The 19,657-nt window shown below is 75.1% G+C and carries 17 protein-coding genes; 11 read left to right on the top strand and 6 right to left on the bottom strand.

All coding sequences use genetic code 11. From position 1 onward, the window contains the following. Positions 1-87: 87 nt before the first annotated feature. Positions 88-966, top strand: a complete 879-nt coding sequence (locus IE108_RS10035) for an ATP-grasp domain-containing protein (RefSeq protein WP_064731188.1) — start codon at positions 88-90, stop codon at positions 964-966. A gap of 13 nt (positions 967-979) precedes the next feature. Here the strand turns inward: IE108_RS10035 and IE108_RS10030 are convergent, their stop codons facing one another. Continuing rightward, positions 980-1,357, bottom strand: a complete 378-nt coding sequence (locus tag IE108_RS10030; protein ID WP_064732082.1) for a hypothetical protein — start codon at positions 1,355-1,357, stop codon at positions 980-982. Between the two features lie 346 nt (positions 1,358-1,703). After that, positions 1,704-2,621 (bottom strand): MurR/RpiR family transcriptional regulator, encoded by a 918-nt coding sequence (locus IE108_RS10025; protein ID WP_064731189.1) that lies wholly within the window; start codon positions 2,619-2,621, stop codon positions 1,704-1,706. A 190-nt stretch (positions 2,622-2,811) separates the two neighbouring features. On the opposite strand from IE108_RS10025, the gene IE108_RS10020 reads away from it, so the two are divergent. Further along, positions 2,812-2,982, top strand: coding sequence for a hypothetical protein (locus IE108_RS10020; protein ID WP_189397606.1), 171 nt, complete (start codon positions 2,812-2,814; stop codon positions 2,980-2,982). Positions 2,983-3,010: 28 nt separating this feature from the next. Here the strand turns inward: IE108_RS10020 and IE108_RS10015 are convergent, their stop codons facing one another. Further along, positions 3,011-3,658 (bottom strand): nucleoside/nucleotide kinase family protein, encoded by a 648-nt coding sequence (locus tag IE108_RS10015; RefSeq protein ID WP_064731190.1) that lies wholly within the window; start codon positions 3,656-3,658, stop codon positions 3,011-3,013. A gap of 54 nt (positions 3,659-3,712) precedes the next feature. Here IE108_RS10015 and IE108_RS10010 point away from each other — a divergent pair, with 54 nt between their 5' ends. The 4 genes from IE108_RS10010 to IE108_RS09995 all read left to right on the top strand — a co-directional run bounded on the left by IE108_RS10010 (position 3,713) and on the right by IE108_RS09995 (position 9,065). Next, entirely contained in the window at positions 3,713-4,453 is a 741-nt protein-coding gene (locus IE108_RS10010) for a beta-phosphoglucomutase family hydrolase (protein ID WP_064731191.1), read from the top strand. Then, positions 4,450-6,804: a glycoside hydrolase family 65 protein gene (locus IE108_RS10005; protein WP_064731192.1), complete on the top strand. Its 2,355-nt coding sequence runs from the start codon at positions 4,450-4,452 to the stop codon at positions 6,802-6,804. The genes IE108_RS10010 and IE108_RS10005 overlap by 4 nt, the downstream gene beginning before the upstream one ends. Positions 6,805-6,987: 183 nt before the next feature. Further along, a complete protein-coding gene (locus IE108_RS10000) occupies positions 6,988-8,463 on the top strand; it encodes a hypothetical protein (RefSeq protein WP_064731193.1) in 1,476 nt (491 codons plus the stop codon). Between the two features lie 92 nt (positions 8,464-8,555). After that, entirely contained in the window at positions 8,556-9,065 is a 510-nt protein-coding gene (locus tag IE108_RS09995) for a DUF5709 domain-containing protein (protein ID WP_064731194.1), read from the top strand. Between the two features lie 32 nt (positions 9,066-9,097). Here the strand turns inward: IE108_RS09995 and IE108_RS09990 are convergent, their stop codons facing one another. Continuing rightward, positions 9,098-9,319 (bottom strand): hypothetical protein, encoded by a 222-nt coding sequence (locus tag IE108_RS09990; RefSeq protein ID WP_064731195.1) that lies wholly within the window; start codon positions 9,317-9,319, stop codon positions 9,098-9,100. Between the two features lie 207 nt (positions 9,320-9,526). On the opposite strand from IE108_RS09990, the gene IE108_RS09985 reads away from it, so the two are divergent. Continuing rightward, positions 9,527-11,791, top strand: a complete 2,265-nt coding sequence (locus IE108_RS09985; RefSeq protein WP_064731196.1) for an MMPL family transporter — start codon at positions 9,527-9,529, stop codon at positions 11,789-11,791. On the opposite strand, the gene IE108_RS09980 is transcribed toward IE108_RS09985, so the two are convergent. Further along, positions 11,763-12,863: a PP2C family protein-serine/threonine phosphatase gene (locus tag IE108_RS09980; RefSeq protein ID WP_189397611.1), complete on the bottom strand. Its 1,101-nt coding sequence runs from the start codon at positions 12,861-12,863 to the stop codon at positions 11,763-11,765. The two genes, IE108_RS09985 and IE108_RS09980, sit on opposite strands and share 29 nt — an antisense overlap. Before the next feature lie 222 nt (positions 12,864-13,085). Between IE108_RS09980 and IE108_RS09975 the strand changes: the two genes are divergently transcribed. After that, complete coding sequence (locus IE108_RS09975; RefSeq protein WP_064732083.1) at positions 13,086-13,988, top strand: GNAT family N-acetyltransferase; 903 nt, start codon at positions 13,086-13,088, stop codon at positions 13,986-13,988. Between the two features lie 90 nt (positions 13,989-14,078). After that, a complete protein-coding gene (locus IE108_RS09970) occupies positions 14,079-14,438 on the top strand; it encodes a hypothetical protein (protein WP_064732084.1) in 360 nt (119 codons plus the stop codon). Positions 14,439-14,444: 6 nt separating this feature from the next. On the opposite strand, the gene IE108_RS09965 is transcribed toward IE108_RS09970, so the two are convergent. Next, complete coding sequence (locus IE108_RS09965; protein WP_064731198.1) at positions 14,445-15,332, bottom strand: Gfo/Idh/MocA family protein; 888 nt, start codon at positions 15,330-15,332, stop codon at positions 14,445-14,447. Positions 15,333-15,732: 400 nt separating this feature from the next. On the opposite strand from IE108_RS09965, the gene bdeA reads away from it, so the two are divergent. Beyond that, entirely contained in the window at positions 15,733-16,650 is a 918-nt protein-coding gene (gene bdeA / locus IE108_RS09960; protein WP_064731199.1) for a bis(hydroxyethyl) terephthalate hydrolase, read from the top strand. A gap of 219 nt (positions 16,651-16,869) precedes the next feature. Beyond that, the gene (locus tag IE108_RS09955; RefSeq protein WP_064731200.1) at positions 16,870-19,629 is read left to right on the top strand and encodes a helix-turn-helix transcriptional regulator; all 2,760 of its coding nucleotides are present in this window, start codon (positions 16,870-16,872) and stop codon (positions 19,627-19,629) included. Positions 19,630-19,657 lie beyond the last annotated feature (28 nt).

Below are 19,657 nucleotides of genomic sequence, written 5' to 3'. Positions count from 1 at the left end.
TGCAGCGGGAGGAGGGAACTGAGTGCCCTTGCCGCATGTCGAGTCCGGTCGCATACGATCACTTCCGATCAGCACCGAGGAGCCCGCATGCCGCCCGCCCGCCCCCGCCTCCTGTACGTCACCGACCTGGCCTACGAGGCACGCGGACGGCGCTACTGCGACGAGGACATCTTCCTGACCTCGCGCCTGCGCGAGGAGTTCGACCTCGCCCTGTGCCACCCCGGGGAGGCCGCCGCGCTGCTCGACGCCTTCGACGCCGTGGTCGTGCGCAACAGCGGCCCCGTGCTCGGCCACAAGGCGGCCTACGACGCCTTCCGCGAACGCGCCGCCGAACGCGGGACCCTCGTCTACAACCAGCTCACGGGCAGGGCCGACATGGCCGGCAAGCAGTACCTGCTCGACCTGACCGCCGCCGGCTTCCCCGTCATCCCCACCGCCGACCGCGCCGAGGACCTGCACCGCCTTCCCGACGCGGACGAGTACGTCGTCAAGCCCCGGCTCGGCGCGGACTCCGCGGGCCTGCGGATCGTCCCCGCCGGCCGGGTCGCCGAGGTGATGGGCGCCGGAGCCGGGGACCTGCTCGTGCAGCCGCGCGTCGACTTCGCGTACGAGGTGTCCTTCTACTTCGTCGACCACGACTTCCAGTACGCCCTGTACGCGCCGCACCCCGAGCGGCGCTGGCGGCTGGAGCCCTACGACGCCACCGTGGCCGACCTCGGCTTCGCACGGCGGTTCATCGAGTGGAACGGCCTCGACCACGGCATCCAGCGCGTCGACGCCTGCCGGGCGCCGGACGGTGAACTGCTGCTGGTCGAGCTGGAGGACCTCAACCCGTACCTGTCGCTCGACGCCCTCGACGACACCGGCCGCGACGCGTTCGTCGGCGCCCTGCGCACTGCCCTGCGGCGCCTGCTGGCCACCGGACCGGCGGGGCCCGCGGGGGCCGCCGCGCCCCGGGCGTACTGACCCGGGCGCCGGCTCAGCGTCCGGTGGACCCCCGTTCGGCCAGGGCCTCGGTGACCGCCCGTACGCTGCGCGCGATGTGCTGCAGCTGGAGCACCTCCGCCGCGTACAGCTTGACGGTGTGCTCGATGACCCCCTCGTGCAGCCCGAGCCTCGGCAGGTCCGCGCGTGCGGTCTGCAGAGCGGTGCGGGCCACCCTGATCTCGTGCTGCACCTGGATCTGCGCGTGCCGGGCGAGCAGCACGGGGTGCCGGATGAACGCCGGGTAGCCGGCGTACCGGGCCGGCACCAGTTCGCGCAGCCACTTGGCCGCCGAGCGTTCCCAGTCGTAGCTGCCGGGCGTCTTGACCTGGCAGGGCCAGTCCGGGCTGATGCGCGTGGTCGTCAGGGGCATGATCATCGCTTCCGGGTGTGCGGCGTCGACGGGGTGGGCGACGGATTGGGGCGGTCCCGGTCCAGGGGACGACCGGGACCGCCGCGGGCGCTCGCGCAGGCGATGCCCGTCCGGAACGTCCCGGTGCGCCGGAGCGGGTAGGAATCGGCGTCCGGAGACGTTCGCGGCAGGTGTGGACGCGGTCCGGGGCGGCCGGGTCGCGATCCGTGAGCAGTATTTATATATGCCATCCGGTTTGCAAGACGTATGAAAACATTCATGCCTGCTTTGCCGGAGATCGTGCACGTATGCGCCGACCAATCTCCACGCCGCCCCCTCGCCGGGGCCACGGCGTGCCGCTCGCGGCTCAGTCCCGCAGGAAGAAGTGGTGCTGGTCGGCCACCTGCTCGTACTCCTCCAGCCGCGCCTGCGTCCGCTCCGGGTCGGCGTCGGTCATCGCCTGGAGCAGGGCCGCGCACATCACGCCGGGCGCCGCGTAGGAGTCGAAGACCAGCCGCGACCCGGTGCCGGTGGCGAAGGTGACGTCGGCCTCGTCCACGAGCGGCCCGAGCGCGAGGTCGGTGATCAGCGCGACCTTCAGCCCCGCGCCGCGGGCCACCCGGATCGCCCCGAGCGTCTCGTGGGCGTGCCGGGGCATGGAGAACGCCAGCACCCAGGTGCCGCCGGCCTCCCGGGACTGGAGCAGGGCGTCGTAGGCGACGCTGCCGCCCCGGGTCACCAGGCGCACGTCGGGGTGGACGCGGCGGGCGGCGTAGGCGAAGTACTCGGCGAGCGAGACGGAGATACGCAGCCCGAGGACGGTCAGCGGTACCGAGTCGGCCAGCCTGCGGCCGACGTCGATCACCCGGTCGGCGTCGGCGAAGTCGCGCCGCAGGTTCTCCAGGTTCTCGATCTCCGCGTCCACCGCCGCCTGGAGTTCGTTGCCCCGGCTCTCCTCGGCCGCGACCGAGCCCCGGCTGCCCAGCGCGATCGACTGGAGCCGCTCCCGCAGCGCCGGGTAGCCGCTGAAGCCCACCGCCGACGCGAACCGCGTCACCGAGGGCTGGCTCACGCCGACCCGGTCGGCGAGGTCCGTGATCGAGAGGTAGGCCGCCTCGTGCAGGTGCTCGATCAGGTACTGGGCGATGCGCCGCTGCCCGGGGGAGAGTCGGGGCCGGTCGAACAGCGTCCGGAGCCGGGAGGTGGGGGAGGCCGCCGTCTCCGGGACCGTCCGGCCCGAGGTGATCGCCGATGCCTGTGCGCGTGCCTGCTGCGGCGATGGCACGGGTGCGCCTCCCTTGTCTCCCACGAAGGTCAACATAGCTCACCCCCCGTGTCCGGCACGGCGGTCCGGCGGGCCCGCCCGACGGGGGATGACGGAGCGCGGGCCGGGAACCCGCCGCGTCGTAGGACCCCGCGGGCCCCGGGCCCGCGGACGACAGACCGCACACAGACCTTCACGAGGAGCCTTCGCGATGACCGTCCCGGAAGAGAACCGGCCGAAGACCGACAGCACCGGAAGCGCCGACGCCGCCGAGGACCGGCGCCCGCAGGAGTCGCCGCGCCCTCCGGGCGGCACCGGCCGCACCCTGCGCGAGGCCCTGGAGGAGGCGCACGTCCACCCGGACGACTACACCGAGGAATGACGGGCCGCCCCCGGGTGGCGGGCGCCGACTAGCGACGGCCCGTCGCCTCCGCGGGAATCACCAGGTCGGCCAGGTGGCGGCCGGCCGCGACCAGGTCCGCGTTGCGCTGGTCGGTGCCGAGGGCCCACGCGCGCGCCCGCTCGGGGGACTTGCCGAACCGCTCGTGCCGGGCGACCAGCCGGCGGATCCGCTCGTCCTCCGCGAGCCCGCAGAACCACACCTCGTCCAGCCGGGACCGCACCCGCGCCCACGCGCCGGTCCCGAGCAGCAGGTAGTTGCCCTCCGTCACGACCAGCCGCGCGGACGGCGGCACCGGCACCGCCCCGGCGATCGGCTGCTCCAGCACCCGCTCGAAGCCCGGCGCGTACACGACGTCGCCGTCCTCCTCGCGCAGCCGGCCCAGCAGCGCCGCGTACCCGGCCGCGTCGAAGGTGTCCGGCGCGCCCTTGCGGTCCCGGCGGCCGAGCCGGTCCAGCTCGGCGTCCGCCAGGTGGAAGCCGTCCATGGGCACGTGCGCCGCCCACGGCTCGCCCGCCCCGTTCAGCTCCCGCACCAGGCGCTCGGCCAGCGTCGACTTTCCGGCGCCGGGAGCGCCCGCGATGCCGAGCACGGCGCGGCGCCCGTCCGAGGGGAGGCCACGGGCGCGGGCGAGGAGGTCGTCGAAGGTCAGCGGCACACCGCACAGTGTGTCACCCGATGGGACGCGCCCCGGCGGGGAACTGTGGGGGGTATGAGTACGCAGCTGGGACTTCCCGAGGACATCCAGGCCTGTCTCTTCGACCTCGACGGGGTCGTCACCAGGACGGCGGTGGTGCACGCCGCCGCCTGGAAGGAGACGTTCGACGCCTTCCTGCGCGAGCGCGACGGAGCGGACTTCCGCCCGTTCACCGACTCCGACTACGACGAGTACGTCGACGGCCGCCCCCGCGCCGACGGCGTCCGCTCCTTCCTCTCCTCCCGCGGCATCGACCTGCCCGAGGGCGGCCCCGACGACCCGCCGGACGCGACCACCGTCAACGGCGTCGGCAACCGCAAGAACGAACTGGTCCTGCGGAAGATCCGCACCGACGGCGTGGAGCCGTACGAGGGCACGCTGCGGTACATCGACGCGGTCCGCGCCGCCGGCCTCGCCACCGCCATCGTCTCCTCCAGCGCCAACACCCGGGACGTGCTGCGCTCCATCGACGCCGAGGGCCTGTTCGACGTGCGGATCGACGGCGTGGTGGCCCGCGAGCGGAAACTGCCGGGCAAGCCACACCCCGACACCTTCCTCGCCGCCGCCCGCGACCTCGGCGTCGACCCCTCCCGCGCCGCCGTCTTCGAGGACGCGCTGGCCGGCATGGACGCGGGCCGCTCCGGCCACTTCGGCTACGTCGTCGGCGTCGACCGCGTCGGCCAGACCGACGCCCTCTACGCCCACGGAGCCGACCGCGTCGTCAAGGACCTCGCCGAGCTGGGAGGCCGCGCGTGATCACCAACCGGACGTACACCGTCGAACCGTGGCGGGTGCGCGAGACCGCCCTCAACCTCGACCTCCTGGCCCAGAGCGAGTCCGTCTTCGCCCTGTCCAACGGGCACGTCGGCTGGCGCGGCAACCTCGACGAGGGCGAACCCAACGGCCTGCCCGGCAGCTACCTCAACGGCGTCCACGAGCTGCACCCGCTGCCCTACGCGGAGGCGGGCTACGGATACCCGGAGGCCGGGCAGACCGTCATCAACGTCACCAACGGCAAGCTGCTGCGGCTGCTCGTCGACGACGAGCCCTTCGACCTGCGCTACGGACGGCTCCGCAAGCACGAACGCACCCTGGACCTGCGGCGCGGCGTCCTGGAGCGCAGCTGCGAGTGGACCTCGCCCGCCGGCACCACCATCCGGGTGCGCTCCACCCGGCTGGTCTCCCTCACCCAGCGCGCCATCGCCGCGGTGGAGTACGAGGTCGAACCCCTCGACAGCCGCACCCGGGTGGTCATCCAGTCGGAACTCGTCGCCAACGAGAGCCTGCCCGACCCCGACGGCGACCCCAGGGCGGCCAAGGCGCTCCAGTCCCCGCTGGAGCCCGAGGAGCACCTGGCCCTGGGGACGCGGTTGCTCCTGGTCCACCGCACCCGGAGCAGCGGGCTCAGGGTCGCCGTGGCCGCCGACCACGTGGTGGAGGGCCCCGGAGAGACCGGCACCAGCGCGGAGAGCGTCGACGACGTCGCCCGGCTGACCATCACCTCGGTACTGGAGCCGGGGCAGCGGCTGCGGGTGCAGAAGACCGTCGCCCACGGCTGGTCGGGCGCCCGTTCCAGGCCCGCCATGAGCGACCAGGTCGACGCGGCGCTGGCCGCCGCCGCGCACGGCGGCTGGGACGGTCTGGTCGCCGAACAGCGCGCCTATCTGGACGACTTCTGGGCCAGCGCGGACGTCGAGGTGCACGGCGACGAGGAGATCCAGCAGGCCGTGCGCTTCGCGCTGTTCCACGTGCTCCAGGCCGGGGCGCGCGCCGAGCAGCGGGCCATCCCGGCCAAGGGGCTGACCGGTTCCGGGTACGACGGCCACGCGTTCTGGGACACCGAGATGTTCGTGCTCCCGGTGCTCACCTACACCGCGCCCAAGGCCGTCGCCGAGGCACTGCGCTGGCGCCAGGGGACGCTGCCCGCCGCCCGGGACCGCGCCGCCCAGCTCGGGCTGCGCGGCGCCGCGTTCCCCTGGCGGACCATCGACGGCTCGGAGGGCTCCGCCTACTGGCCGGCCGGCACCGCGGCCTTCCACGTCGCCGCCGACATCGCGCACGCGGCGGTCCGCTACACGGCGGCGACCGGCGACACCGACTTCGAACGCGACACCGCCCTGGAACTCCTGGTGGAGACGGCCCGGCTGTGGCGCTCGCTGGGCCACCACGACCACCACGGTGTCTTCCACATCGACGGCGTCACCGGCCCGGACGAGTACAGCGCCATCGCGGACGACAACACGTACACCAACCTCATGGCCCGCGCGAACCTCCTCGCCGCGGCCGACGCCTGCGAACGCCACCCCGACGAGGCGAACCGGCTGGGCGTCGACGACGAGGAGAGCGCCGCCTGGCGGGACGCCGCCGAGTCCGTGCACATCTCGTACAACGAGGAGGTCGGCGTCCACGAGCAGCACGCGGGCTTCACCCGCTACCAGCGCTGGGACTTCGCCTCGACGGCCGCCGACCAGTACCCGCTGATGCTGCACTTCCCCTACTTCGACCTGTACCGCAAGCAGGTGATCAAGCAGTCCGACCTGGTGCTGGCGATGTACACCTGCGGCAGCTGGTTCGACGCCCACTGCGACGAGGACCAGATCGCCGCGAACTTCGCCTACTACGAGCCGCTGACCGTGCGGGACTCCTCGCTGTCCGCGTGCTGCCAGGCCATCGTCGCCGCCCAGACGGGACACCTGCGCCTGGCCTACGACTACGCCTCCGAGGCCGCCCTGATGGACCTGGCGGACCTGGAGCACAACACCCGCGACGGACTCCACATCGCCTCGCTGGCCGGGACCTGGCTGGCCCTGGTCGCCGGGTTCGGCGGCACCCGGCGGGAAGGCGACAGCCTCCGGTTCACTCCGCGGCTGCCCGAGAAGTTCAGCCGGCTGGCCTTCCGGCTCCAGTTCCGCGGCCGGTGCCTGAGCGTGGAGATCGAGTCGGAGCGGGCGACCTACACGCTGCTGACCGGTGACCCCCTGACCATCAGTCACGCCGGCACCGAGGTGCACGTGAACGGCGACGGCCCCGTCACCCTGCCGGTCACCGCGCCGAAGCGGCGCCCCACCCCCGAACAGCCCCCGCACCGCCGTCCCAACGCCCTCTGACCGGATCGCGCCGGAGCCCGGGGCAGTGCCGTACGGCACTGCCCAACTGGCCGAATACCGCCCCGCACTCCGCCGGGCCGCGGGTTAGTTTGACCTTGTTCTCCGGATTCCCGGGCTTCCGTTCCGGGCGACGGGAGGTGAGGATCGAGCGGCCCCGCCCGGCGCGGGGGTGAGGGGTGCACGATGGCCGAGGGCGCGAACGCCACCCTCGTCGGCGGACGGCGGGCCGGCACGGAGCCGTCCGGTACCCCGGGGCGCCGGCGCGTCCACCTCCCGCTCGCGGCCGTGGCCGCGGTGTTCACCGTCGCCCAACTGCTCCTCGTGCCCCCCTCGATGGGCCTCGGCTGGGACGAGACGGTGTACGTCAGCCAGGTGACCTCGCAGCACCCCGCGGCCTTCTTCAGCGCGCCGCGCTCCCGGGGCGTCCCCCTGCTGGTCGCGCCCGTCGCCTCCTGGTCGGCCTCCACCGAACTGCTGCGCGTCTACCTCGCCGTGCTCTCGGGCCTCGGCCTGTACCTCGCCCTGCGCGCCTGGCGCGGCCTGTTCCCGGTCCGCGTCCTGGCCACCGCCGGCGCCTTCTTCGCCACCCTGTGGGTGACCCTCTTCTACGGCCCGCAGGCCATGCCCAACTACTGGGTGGCCGTCGGCGCCCTGATCTGCGTGGGCTGCTTCGTCCGGGTGCTCGGCGCGGGGGCCGGCGGGCGGGCGCTGTGGGGGGTGGCGTCGGGCGCCGCGCTGATGGCCCTGATGCGGCCGGCCGACGCGGTCTGGGTGGCCGTACCCCTGCTGCTGTTCGCTCTCGCGCGCCGCCGCCGGACACCGCTGCTCGCCCTGGCGGGAGGCCTGGCGGCCGGGGGACTGGAGTGGGTGGCCGAGGCGTACGCCTGGCACGGCGGCCTCGCCGAACGGCTGTCCCGGGCCTCCGAGATCCAGGGCGGCCTCGGCTGGAACCTCGCCGTCGACGACCAGCTGCGCAGCCTGGGCGGGCGCGGGCTGTGCCGCCCGTGCACGGGCGCGATGCCCGACCTGCCCGTCGTCCTGTGGTGGCTGCTCCTCCCGCTGGTCGTCCTCCTTGGCGTCGCCGTCGCGGTCCGGGCCCGGCGGCCGGTCCCCACCCTGCTCCCCCTGGCCTGCGCCGTGACCTCGGCGCTGCCCTATCTGTTCATGATCGGCTACGCGGCGCCCCGCTTCCTCCAGCCGGCCTACGCCCTGCTCGCCCTCCCCGTCGCCGACGCCCTGTGGCACCTGGTCAGGGACGGCCGCGGCCGGTGGCGGCCGGTGCTCGCGCCCTTGGTCGCCCTGGCCGTCGCCGGGCATCTCGCGGTCCAGACCGCCGTCCTGGTGGGCACCGTCAACCGCAACACCGACAGCCGCCAGGACTGGACCCGCGTCGCCCGCGAACTCCACCGCCTCGGTGTGCGCCCGCCCTGTCTGGTCACGGGCCACGAGGCGATCCCGATCGGCTACTACGCCGGCTGCTCGTCCGGCGAGACCGGCGGCAACAACGGCAACACCACCGCCGCCGAGATCACCGAGAGAGCCCGCCGGATCCCCGTCGCCGCGGTCACCGGCCCCGGCGGCACCCCGCCCGGCTACGCCCGCGACTGGACCCCGCACCGCGTCACCGACCTGAGCATCCGCGTCGCGCCCCGGGGCTGAGGATCGCGGACGCGCCCCCGGGTTAGAGATCGCGAATCGGGAAACGCGAACCGGGCAACGACACGAGCCGACGCAGCGAGAGGGAGGCAGCGATGGGCACCGACCCGATGGCCGACGACGCCTACCAGCCCACCGGAACCAACGAGGAGCAGGCCGACGCCGCGCCCCTCGACCTCCAGGACGCCGTCGACGAGCGGACCTACGACGACACGCTGGACGAGGGCTACTCCCCGCCGGAGAAGCCCCTGGGCGTGAACCGCCACGGCACCACCGCCGCCGAGCAGCACGACGGCGAGAGCCTCGACGACCGGCTCGCCGAGGAGGTGCCCGACATCGAGGTGCCCGACGGCGACGGCGTGGGCGACGAGCCCGGCGGCGAGGGCGAGCCGGTCGACCCCGAGGCGGGCACGGAGCGCTCAGGGCGCCTGGTCGCCCCGGACGAGGGCGTCCGCACCGACACCACCAAGGAGACCGTGGCGGAGGACGTGGGCATCGACGGCGGAGCGGCCGGCGCGGAGGAGGCCGCGATGCACGTCGTGCCCGACGAGACCGAGCTGCCCGGTCCCGAGGACGACGGAGCGGGTCCCGGCCGGACCGGCTGACCCGAGGGGCCGCCCGGTCCGGCCGGCCAGGGTCAGGGCAGCAGCTTGTCGAGGGCCGCCGGGCCCTCGTCGGCCAGCTTGCGCCTGGCCCATTCCAGGTTCTGCGGGGTGACGTCCCGGCCGGCCGCCAGCACCAGGTCCTCCGGGGACACCTCGGTGCCGGTGCGGGCGTGCAGCAGGTCGTCCGGCGTGGCGCGGTCCTCGCCGGTGGACGCCTCGGACGGGCGGGAGGCGTCGGGCTGTGACATCGACATGATCAGTGCTCCTCGGATCCGGATCGCTGCTTCGGTGCCGTGCTGTTGTCGGTCCCGAATATCCCGATAACACCATTCAATGCGGATTCCGGCCGCGCATCCGGAGTACCGGACGTTCCGACGTGCCGCCCCGGGACCCCCGGCGTGTAATGAGAGCACGCGACATCGGACCGAACGAGCCTGTCGCCCGGCAGAAGGACCACGGCCATGGCACGAAGGCGCACCGGCGCCGGGGGACGGAGGGCAGGCGGCGGGGGAGGACTGCGGCGGTGGGGCGAGTGGTGCGCCCGGCACGGCGTCCTCGTCGTCGTCGCCTGGCTGGTCGCCCTGGTGGCGCTGACCCTGACCAACCGTTCCTTCGGCGGCGACTACGCCGACGACTTCAACCTCCCCTCCGCCCAGTCCCAGCAGGGCCTCGACGTCCTGGAGCGGCACGACCCGGCGGCCGGCGGCTACAGCAGCCAGATCGTCGTCCACGACGACAAGGCGCTGTCCTCCGTCGGCTCCCAGATGTCCACCGCCGCGACCGACCTGGGGAAGCTGCCGCACGTCCTGTCCGCGCAGAACCCGCTGACCGCGCCCCCGCAGTCCGGTTCCTCCGGGCAGAACACGGGCCCCGTCTCCACGGACGGCCGCACCGCCTACATCACCGTCCGCTTCGACATCCAGCCCGCCCAGCTCGGCGACGGCTACCTCGACGGAGTGGACGACGCCGTCGCGCCGCTGCGCTCGGCGGGCGCCGAGGTCGAATACGGCGGATCGCTCGGTGAGCTGGCCCGCCCCGCGGCCGACGACCGGGTGAGCGAACTCATCGGGTTCGGCGTCGCGATCGTCGTCCTGCTGATCGGCTTCGGCAGCGTGCTGGCCGCGGTGGCGCCCCTGGTGACCGCGCTGATCGGGGTGGTCGGCGGGCTGGCCTGCCTCGGCCTGCTCGCTGCGGCCTTCACCTTCGCCACCGTCTCCCCGACCCTGGCGACCATGATCGGCCTGGGCGTCGGCATCGACTACGCCCTCTTCCTGATCACCCGGCACCGGCAGAACCTCATGAACGGCGCCGACCCGGTGCGCGCCGCCGGCCACGCCACCGGCACCAGCGGCCGGGCGGTCCTCGTCTCCGGCTGCACGGTCATCGTCGCGCTCCTCGGCCTGTACGCCTCCGGGGTGTCCTTCATCGGCAAGCTCGGCATCGCCGCCGCCGTCACCGTCGTCTCGGCGGTCCTGGGCGCCCTGACCCTGGTGCCCGCCCTCCTCGGGCTCGTCGGCCGCCACATCGACCGGCTGCGCGTGCGGCGCCCGGTCGCCGAGACCGACGCCGAGCCGGGGGCCGAGCCGCACGGCACCTGGCACCGCTACGCACGCCGGGTCGAACGGCGGCCGTGGCAGTTCCTGGCCGCGGGCGTGGCCGTCCTCGCCGTACTGGCCGTCCCGCTGTTCTCCCTCCAACTCGGCCACATCGACGACGGCGCCGACCCCACGTCCTTCACCGACCGGCGGGCCTACGACCTGATGTCCGACGCCTTCGGGCCCGGCTCCAACGGTCCGCTGACCGTCGTCGTCGACCAGAGCGGCGTACCCCAGTCACAGCGCTCGGACCTGTCCTCCCAGGTCACCAAGAGCCTCGACGGCGTGTCCGGCGCGGCGGCCGTGACACCGGTGACCCCGACCCAGGACGGCGACGTCCTGCTCGCGACCGTGTACCCGGAGCAGGATCCGCAGAGCACCGCCACCACCGACCTGGCCAACCGCCTGGTCGACAGCACCCTGCCCGGCGCCGTCGCCGGCACGGACGCCCAGGGCTACGTCACCGGGACCACCGCTTCCCAGGTGGACTTCCGCGACATCGTCGCCGACCGCCTGCCGCTGATCATCGGCGTGGTGGTCGCCCTGGCCTTCCTGATCATCCTGACGGTCTTCCGCGGCCCCCTGGTGGCCCTCAAGGCCGCCGTCCTGAACGTCCTGTCGATCGCCGCCTCGTACGGCGTCGTGGTGGCCGTCTTCCAGTGGGGGTGGGGCGGCCCGGCGCTCGGCGTCTCGGGCACGGTGCCCATCGAGAGCTACGTCCCGATGATGATGTTCGCGATCATCTTCGGACTCAGCATGGACTACGAGATCTTCCTGCTCTCCCGGGTCCACGAGGCGTGGCTGCGCACCGGCGACGCGAAGGACGCGGTGGCCCACGCCCTGGAGATCACCGCGCGGGTCATCACCTGCGCCGCCCTGATCATGGTGAGCGTCTTCGCCGCGTTCGTCATCAGCGACAACATCGTGGTCAAGATGCTCGGCCTGGGCCTCGCCGTGAGCGTGCTCATCGACGCCACGATCGTCCGGCTGCTCCTGGTGCCCGCCGTGATGACGCTGCTCGGACGGCACGCCTGGTGGACGCCGCGGTGGCTCGACCGGATCCTGCCGCACATCGACGCGGAGGGCGAGCACGAGGGCGGCGTCAGTCCCGGCCGGGCGGCGAAGGGGTGAGGACGAGCATCGTCACGTCGTCCTGCACGTCCGGGCAGAACCGCAGGAGGTCCGCCCAGACCAGCCCGGGCAGCGCGGACGGCTCGGTGCCCGCGAGCCCGGCGAGCCGCTCGGCCAGCGGATAGAAGGCGCCGCCGTCGCCGCGGGCCTCGACCACGCCGTCGGAGGCCAGGAACAGGCGGTCACCGGGGCGCAGCGGCACCGTGCACGTCCGGATGGCCCCCGCGTCCGCGAGCCCGAGCCCGAGCGGCGTCCACGGGGTGACCTCCAGCTCCGTGGCCCGCCCGTCCCGCAGCAGCAGGGGCGGCGGATTCCCGCAGACCACGACCCGCACCTCCAGCCCGTCCCCGGAGAACTCCAGCAGCGCCGCCGTGGCGAACAGCTCGGCGTGCCGCGCGTCCGCCGAGTCCACCAGCAGCCTGCGGTCCAGGCACCCGGCCACCGACGCCAGGTCGGGCCGGTCCAGCACCGCCTCCCGGAACGCCCCCAGCAGCGAGGCGACCGTCGAGACCGCGGACAGCCCGTGCCCCTGGACGTCCCCCGTCACCACCCGGACCCCGAACGGGCCGTCCCGCACGTCGAAGAAGTCGCCCCCGACCAGGGTGCCGCGCTGCGCCGCCCGGTACAGCCCGGCGCAGCGCACCGGGCCCACCCGTTCCGGCAGCGGCGGCACCACGGCGCGCTGCGCGGCCTCGGCGACCGTGCGCTCCAGGCCCAGCTGGGCGTCGCGGCGGCTGCGCACGAACGACACGAAGACGCTCAGCACCGCGACGAAGACGACGGTCAGCAGATCGGCGTCGCCCGGCCGGTCCAGCTGGAAGACCGGCACGGTCAGGAGCGTGATCACGGCACCGCAGAGCAGGGCCGTGGCCAGCGGGCTGTACGACAGCACGGCCAGCGGCGGGATGGCGCCCAGCAGGAAGCCGATGTCCAGCCGGTCGTCGCTGAGCAGCGTCGCCACGCAGATCAGCGCGATGAGGGCGATCGGCAGCACCCGCACCCAGCGGGGCGGCGGGGCCCCGCTCAGCCAGCTCCGCCGGTCCTCGCCCCGCAGCGGCGGGCCGGACAGCATTCGCACACCACCACGCTCCTACGCCACCCCGCCGCCCGCACGCCGAACCGTGCGGCCCGCCGCCGGAAAGCACCGCGAACCGCGCCGTCCCGGGCGCCCCACCCGCCGCCCGGCCTCCGCTCGATCCCCGCACGAAATCCGTGACGTGCGCGCCGGCCGTTCCGTACCGTGCGCTCGACGCCCGCGTGGATCGCGGGCCGCTCGCAGGACTCGGAGGATTCCGTGACCGAACCGGTCATCCGCACGCTCGACGAGAGCGCCGCCGCGCTCTTCGACGCCATGCCCGACCCGCTGGGCGCCCGCGAAGGCCACCGGCTCACCCGGCACCGCCCCGACTGGAAGCGGGTCGCCCTGCGCGACGGCACCGTCGTCGCCCGCGCCGCCTGGTGGGGCGGCCCCGACGACACCGAACCCGTCAACGTCAACTGGTTCGACGTGGCCGAGGGCGAGGAGGAAGCCGGGGCCGAACTGTTGCGCACCGCCCCCTGGCAGGTCGAACTCGAACTCAACGCACCCGGCACCTGGCGCGAGGACCCCGCGCTGAAGGCCGCCGCCGAGGCCCGCTTCGCCGCCGCCCGGGCGGCCGGCTACGCCCCGCTGGTGGAACGCCTCCTGTACCGGTGGACGCCGGAGTGCGGCCTCCCCGCCCGGCCCGGACGGCTGGAGTTCCGGCCCGAACCGGACGACGCGGTCTTCCTCGACGCGCTGCGCCGCATCGACTCCGCCACCCTCGACGCCCACGCGCTCACGGAGATCGAGGAGCACGGTCTCGACCACGCGGCCCGGGCCGAGCTGGACTTCTTCCACTGGTGCCCCTCGCCGCGCGAGTGGTGGCAGGTGGCGTACACCGCCGACGGCGAGCGGGCGGGCATCCACGTCCCCGCGCACAATCCGTCCGGCCCGTGCGTCGCCTTCATCGGCGTCCTGCCGGAGCATCGCGGGCGCGGGTACGCCTACGACCTGCTGGCCGAATGCACCCACTTCCTCGTCGAGCGGGGCGCGGAGTTCGTGGCCGCCGCGACGGACCGGGGGAACCACCCGATGGCCGCCAACTTCGCGAAGGCCGGATACCCCGTGGTGCGCGAGCGGATCAACTTCCTCCCGCCGGCGGCCGGTCGTCCGTAGCCGCCGCGCCGCGTCTCCGACCGGCGCGCACCCCGCGCCGATGACATGCTGTCCGCTTCGGTGACCACCGGCGGCGACCGCGGAGGCGATGTGGGGTTCGAGGGCGAGATCTGGCAAGTGCGCGGAGGCGAGGCGGGCGACGGGGGAGAGGTGCGGATCGGAGAGATCCGGATCGACGACTCCGACTTCCCGTGGCTCTCCGGGCGGTTCACCCCGGGTCCGGCCTACCCGGCGGTCCGGGAGCTGTTCGCCCGCGAACTGGCCCTCGCGGAGCGGGACGACGCGGACCACTGGAAGCGGTGGGAGGCGGTCTACGCCGAGATCGAACGGCGCGTCCGGCTGGTCTCGCCGGACGGCCCGGTCGCCGAGTTCCTGCTGCACATCGAGGGCGACCGGGCGTGGTTCCGGTGGAGCGACGAACCGTCCGAGCCGTCCGGCGCCGACGGCTGACGCGGGTCACCGGGCGTCGGTCAGCAGGGCCTCCGCCTCGGCGAGGATCTCGGTGACCCGGAGCCCGAACGCGGCGTCGCACGCGGACGGTCGTCCCCCGGCGGCCGCCCCGAGCAGCGCGTCCGCGGCCCGCCGCAGCGCGGGCACCGGCCCCTGCGCCGCCTCCGGAAGCAGCGCCACCCCCTCCCGGCCGCGCAGCTCCACCGTCGCACCGGCGGCCGCGGGGGGCGCCGTCAGGCTGAGCGTGAGGGTGCTGGACGCCCCGCCCGAATGGTCCAGGACCAGATGGACGGTGTCCCCGGGCCCCGGTGCCGCCGCCGTCACGCGCCGCGCGTCCCCGAGGACCGGCAGCAGCACGGACAGGGCGTGCGGGCCGACGTCCCACAGGGCGCCCTTCTCCCGCCGCCACGGCGACCTCGCGAACGGACTGTCGTCGCCGCCGAACACCGAGCCGAGCCACTGGGCCCGGGCGGTGAACCAGCCCTCACGCGCGGCCTGTTCGCCGATCCACGCCTCCGTCTCCGGCTGGAACCTGGCGGTGAAGAACACCACCGACGAGACGCCGGCCGCGCGCGCCGCGTCCACCACCGCCCGCCCCTGAGCCACCGTGGGCGCCAGCGGCTTGTCGAGCAGCAGATGGCACCCGGCCCGCGCCGCGCGCACCGCCAGCTCGGCCTGCACGCCGGGGGGCAGCGCCACGGCCACGGCGTCCACGTCGGCGAGGAGGGTGTCGACGTCGTCGTAGGCGCGGGTGCCGTGCCGCTCCGCCAGTTCCTTGGCGGCCCCGGGACGCCGGCCCCACACCCCGGCGAAGTCCAGTCCGTCGTGCCCGCCCAGGGCGGGTGCGTGCGCCATGTCGGCCCAGGGGCCGGTGCCGAGCAGTCCGATACGCATGCCGTCGCCTCTCCACGGTGCCGGGCCCCGGTGGGGCCCGCGACGTTCCTCCATGTCGGCCGGAGTGCCACATCCCGGCCGACGCCGAGCGTGCCACACCGGGGCGGCCGTGCCCAGCGCGGCGGATGCCGGGGGAACGTCCGGTCCCGGCCCACCCGTGGAGCCGCGGTGCGGGCCCGCGGGACCCGACGCGAGGGCCCACGGCACACCCGTCCCGACCACCGAGCCGCGTGAGACCGGTGATTCGGCCGATCCCCCCGGCCGCGCCTCCCCCCGACAGTGGCACCGCCAGCTCATCGGCGACGCCCACCGGCGGAGGTCCGGGACGCGACCCCACGTGTCCCGGAACGTGTGCGACCACCGGCCGGGCCCCTCGCCACGACAGAGAGGACCACCCCCCGTGCAGCAGAACCCCCACCCCCACGCCGCCCCCGTGCTCCGGCGCACCCGGCGGCGGCTGGCCGGCCTCACCACGGCCGTGGCCGCCGTGCTCGCGCTCGGCACCCTCACCGGGCCCGGCGCCCAGGCCGCCGACAACCCCTACGAGCGCGGCCCGGCCCCCACCCAGTCCAGCATCGAGGCCCTGCGCGGGCCGTACTCCGTGGCGGACACCAGCGTCTCCTCGCTCTCCGTCACCGGCTTCGGCGGCGGCACCGTCTACTACCCGACCAGCACCAGCGACGGCACCTTCGGCGCCGTCGTGATCTCGCCGGGCTTCACCGCGTACCAGTCCTCCATCTCCTGGCTCGGCGCGCGGCTGGCCTCGCAGGGCTTCGTGGTCTTCACCATCGACACCAACACCACCCTGGACCAGCCCGACTCCCGCGGCCGCCAACTCCTGGCCGCTCTGGACTACCTGACCGAGCGCAGCTCCGTGCGCGGCCGGATCGACAGCAGCCGGCTCGGGGTCATGGGCCACTCGATGGGCGGCGGCGGCAGCCTGGAGGCCGCCAAGTCCCGGCCGTCGCTCCAGGCGGCGATCCCGCTCACCCCGTGGAACCTGGACAAGAGCTGGCCCGAGGTCAGCACGCCCACGCTGATCTTCGGCGCCGACGGGGACACGGTCGCGCCGGTCGCGTCGCACGCCGAGCCGTTCTACTCCGGCCTGCCGTCCGGGACGGACCGCGCCTACCTGGAGCTGAACAACGCCACGCACTTCTCGCCGAACTCGTCGAACACGACCATCGCGAAGTACAGCATTTCCTGGCTCAAGCGGTTCATCGACAACGACACCCGCTACGAGCAGTTCCTCTGCCCGCTGCCCCGCCCGAGCCTGACCATCGAGGAGTACCGGGGCAACTGCCCGCACGGCTCCTGACGGGCCTGCCGGTCCCGTCCGGCGGTGGTCGCGTGGACGTCGCGGCCACCGCCGCTTCGCTGTGCCGGGGCACGGCGGCGGACCCCGACCGTTGGGCCCCGGCACAGCGCCCGGTCGGCCCGCACGGCACACCGGCGCAGGTGGCGGGGCGGATGGGCGGCCGGGCGAGGGCGGACGGGTGCCTTCCGGACGAGGTTACGCGCGCGTAACCTCCCGGGGATGACCGGAGAGACGACCGTACGTACGGCCGGGCGGATCCACGGCCGGAGCGCGCAACGAGCAGCCGTGCGCGCGCTGTTGGACGAGCTGCCCGCCCGGGGCGGCCACCTCGTGGTGACCGGCGAGCCGGGGCTCGGCCGCACCACCCTGCTCGACTGGGCCGCCCGCGCCTACCGGTCCGGACCCGTACTGCGCCTCGCTCCAGGACCGGGCGCCACCGCGACGTCCGGCGAACCGCTCGGCACCCTGCGGACGGTGACGAGCACGGCCCCCCTGCTGGTGTGCGTGGACGACGCCCACCTGTGGGACGCCCGGGCCCGGGCCACGCTCGCCGGCCCCGCGCAGCGGCTGCGCCCCGCCGGCCGCACCGGGCTCCTCCTCTCCGTCGCCGGACACCGCGCCCTCGACGCGGAGTTCGCCCGCCTGCCCCTCGTCCGCCTGGACCCGCTGACCCCGCCGGGCGCCGCCGACCTGCTCGACGACCTGACCGACGGCACGGTGGCGCCGGCCGTCCGCGACCTGCTCGTGGCCGAGGCCGAGGGCAACCCGGCGCTGCTGCACGCCCTGCTGCGCCGGCTGTCACCCGCCGAACTGCGCGGGCACCTGCCGCTGTCCGGCCCGGCGGCCGACTCGACGGTCCTCGCCGAGGTGGCGGGCGCCGCATCGGCCGGCGACGACGAGGGCGCGGGGGACCTGCTGCTGACGGTTGCCGCCGCCGTACGGGCCTCGCACGGGCCGGACGCCGACGTCGGCCTGGTCCTCGACGCCGTACGCCGTCTGCGCCCGGCGTCCCGCCCGGCGCTACTCCCGGATCCGCTGCCCGGCCAACTCGCCCTGACCGGCGGGCGGCTGCGCTTCCACAGTGAGCTGGTCCGCCGCACGGTCCACGCCGCCGCCGCACCCGACCGGCGCCGCGACGCCCACCGCGCCCTGGCCGACGCCCTTGAGCAGGGGGACGGCGCCGGGCCGCTCCCGGTGCTGCTGCACCGCTCCTGGTCGGGGGCCGGACCGGCCCCGGCGCCCCGGCTCGCGGACCGGCTCGCGTCGGCGGCCGACGACGCCACGGTCACCGCGCCCTACGGCCTGCGCGCCACCGCGTACACCCGCGCCGCCGAGCTGACGGCCGACGCGGCCACCCGCGCCGCGAGGTACACGGCCGCGGCCGAACAGGCCCTGCTCGCCGGCCGGCCCGAGCGGGCCCGCCCGCTGCTCGCGGCGGCCCGTGACGGCGCGGCCCCCGCCGCGGTCCGGGGGCGGGCCGAACTGGTCCGCGGCCTGACGGAACTCGGGGACGGCCCCGTGGGCGACGCCCACCAGACCCTGCTGCTCGCCGCGTCCCTCCTCGCCCCCGACGCACCGGCGGCCGCGGAGACCGCCGCCCTGGCCGCCGCGGACGCGGCCTGGGCCGCGGGCGACCTGCGGACATGCCTGGACGCACTCGCGCCCGGGCCGCCCGGCGGCGGGGGCCCGGGGCCGAACGGTCCCGCGGTCCACCGGGACACCACCGCCCCGCATCCCGCACGGACCCTCGCCGCCGTCGTCCGCGAGCACCGCATCGGGATGCGGGCGCTGCTCGAAGGGCGGCTGGACCGGGCCAGCGCGCCCCTCGGGCAGGTGGTGGAGCGGGGGAGGACCGACGACGGCCCGGAACGGCTGCTGCGTTCCGCGGCGGCCGCGCTGCTGCTCGGTGACGTGGACGCCGCCCGCCGGGGCGGAGCCCGGGCCCTCGCGGCCGCCCGGCAGCTCGGGTCGGACACCTTGGTGCCCCGGGCGCTGGAGTACCTCGCCTACGCCGAACTGCGCGCCGGCCGGCACCCGCAGGCCCGCGCCCACGCGGAGGAGGGCCTGCGCACCGCCCTGCGCGCCGGGCAGCGCAACACCGCCGCCCACCACCGCGCGGTGCTGGCCCTCGCCGCGTCGATCGAGGAGGACCCGGACGCCGTCGCCCGGCACGTCGCCGCCGCCCTGGCCACCGCCCGGCGGCACGGGCTCGCCCAGGTGACCACCCTCGCCGAGTGGGCGACGGCCCGTGCGGACCTCGGCCGGGGGCGCCCCCACGCCGCCGCCGACCGGCTCGGCCTCCTCGTCCTGCCCGGCCCGGGCCGCGGGCACTTCGCGGTGTGGCGGCTCGCGGTGCCGTGCTTCGTCGAGGCCGCGGTCCTCGCCGGACGGCACGAGGACACCCGCGAGGTGCTGGCGGACTTCGCGGACTGGGCGGCGTTCGGCGCCGATCCGCAGGCCGCCGCCCAACTCGCCCGCTGCCACGCCCTGCTCGCCCCGCCGGACCGCGCGGACGCCCTGTATCGGCGCGCCCTCGCCCGGCACGACGAGGCGGGCGGCGACTTCGAACGGGCCCGCACCGCGCTGCTGCACGGCAAGTGGCTGCGGCGCCGCCGCAGACCCGGCGAGGCCCGCGGCCTGCTCGGCACCGCGCTGGCCGGCTTCGACCGCTGCGGCGCAGGCGTCTGGGCGGCGCAGGCACGCGGCGAACTGCGCGCGCTCGGGGCGCTGTCGGACGCCGCGGACACCGGGACGCTCACCCGACTCACCCCGCAGCAGCTGCGCATCGCGCGGCACGTCGCCGAGGGCGCCACCAACCGGGAGGTCGCCCTCACCCTCGCGGTCAGCACCCGCACCGTCGACTACCACCTCCGCAAGGTCTTCGCCGCCCTCGGAGTGCGCTCCCGTCTGGAGCTGGCACGCCTGGTCGAGCAGGCCGAACAGGCCGAACCCGTCGAAAAGACCGGTGCACGACCCTAGGGACCGACCGGACGGTATGCCATCCTTC

Origin of the sequence: Streptomyces parvulus, from assembly GCF_014648855.1 — a bacterium.
GTDB lineage: Bacteria > Actinomycetota > Actinomycetes > Streptomycetales > Streptomycetaceae > Streptomyces > Streptomyces parvulus.
This window is presented reverse-complemented; position numbering and strand designations above follow the sequence as displayed.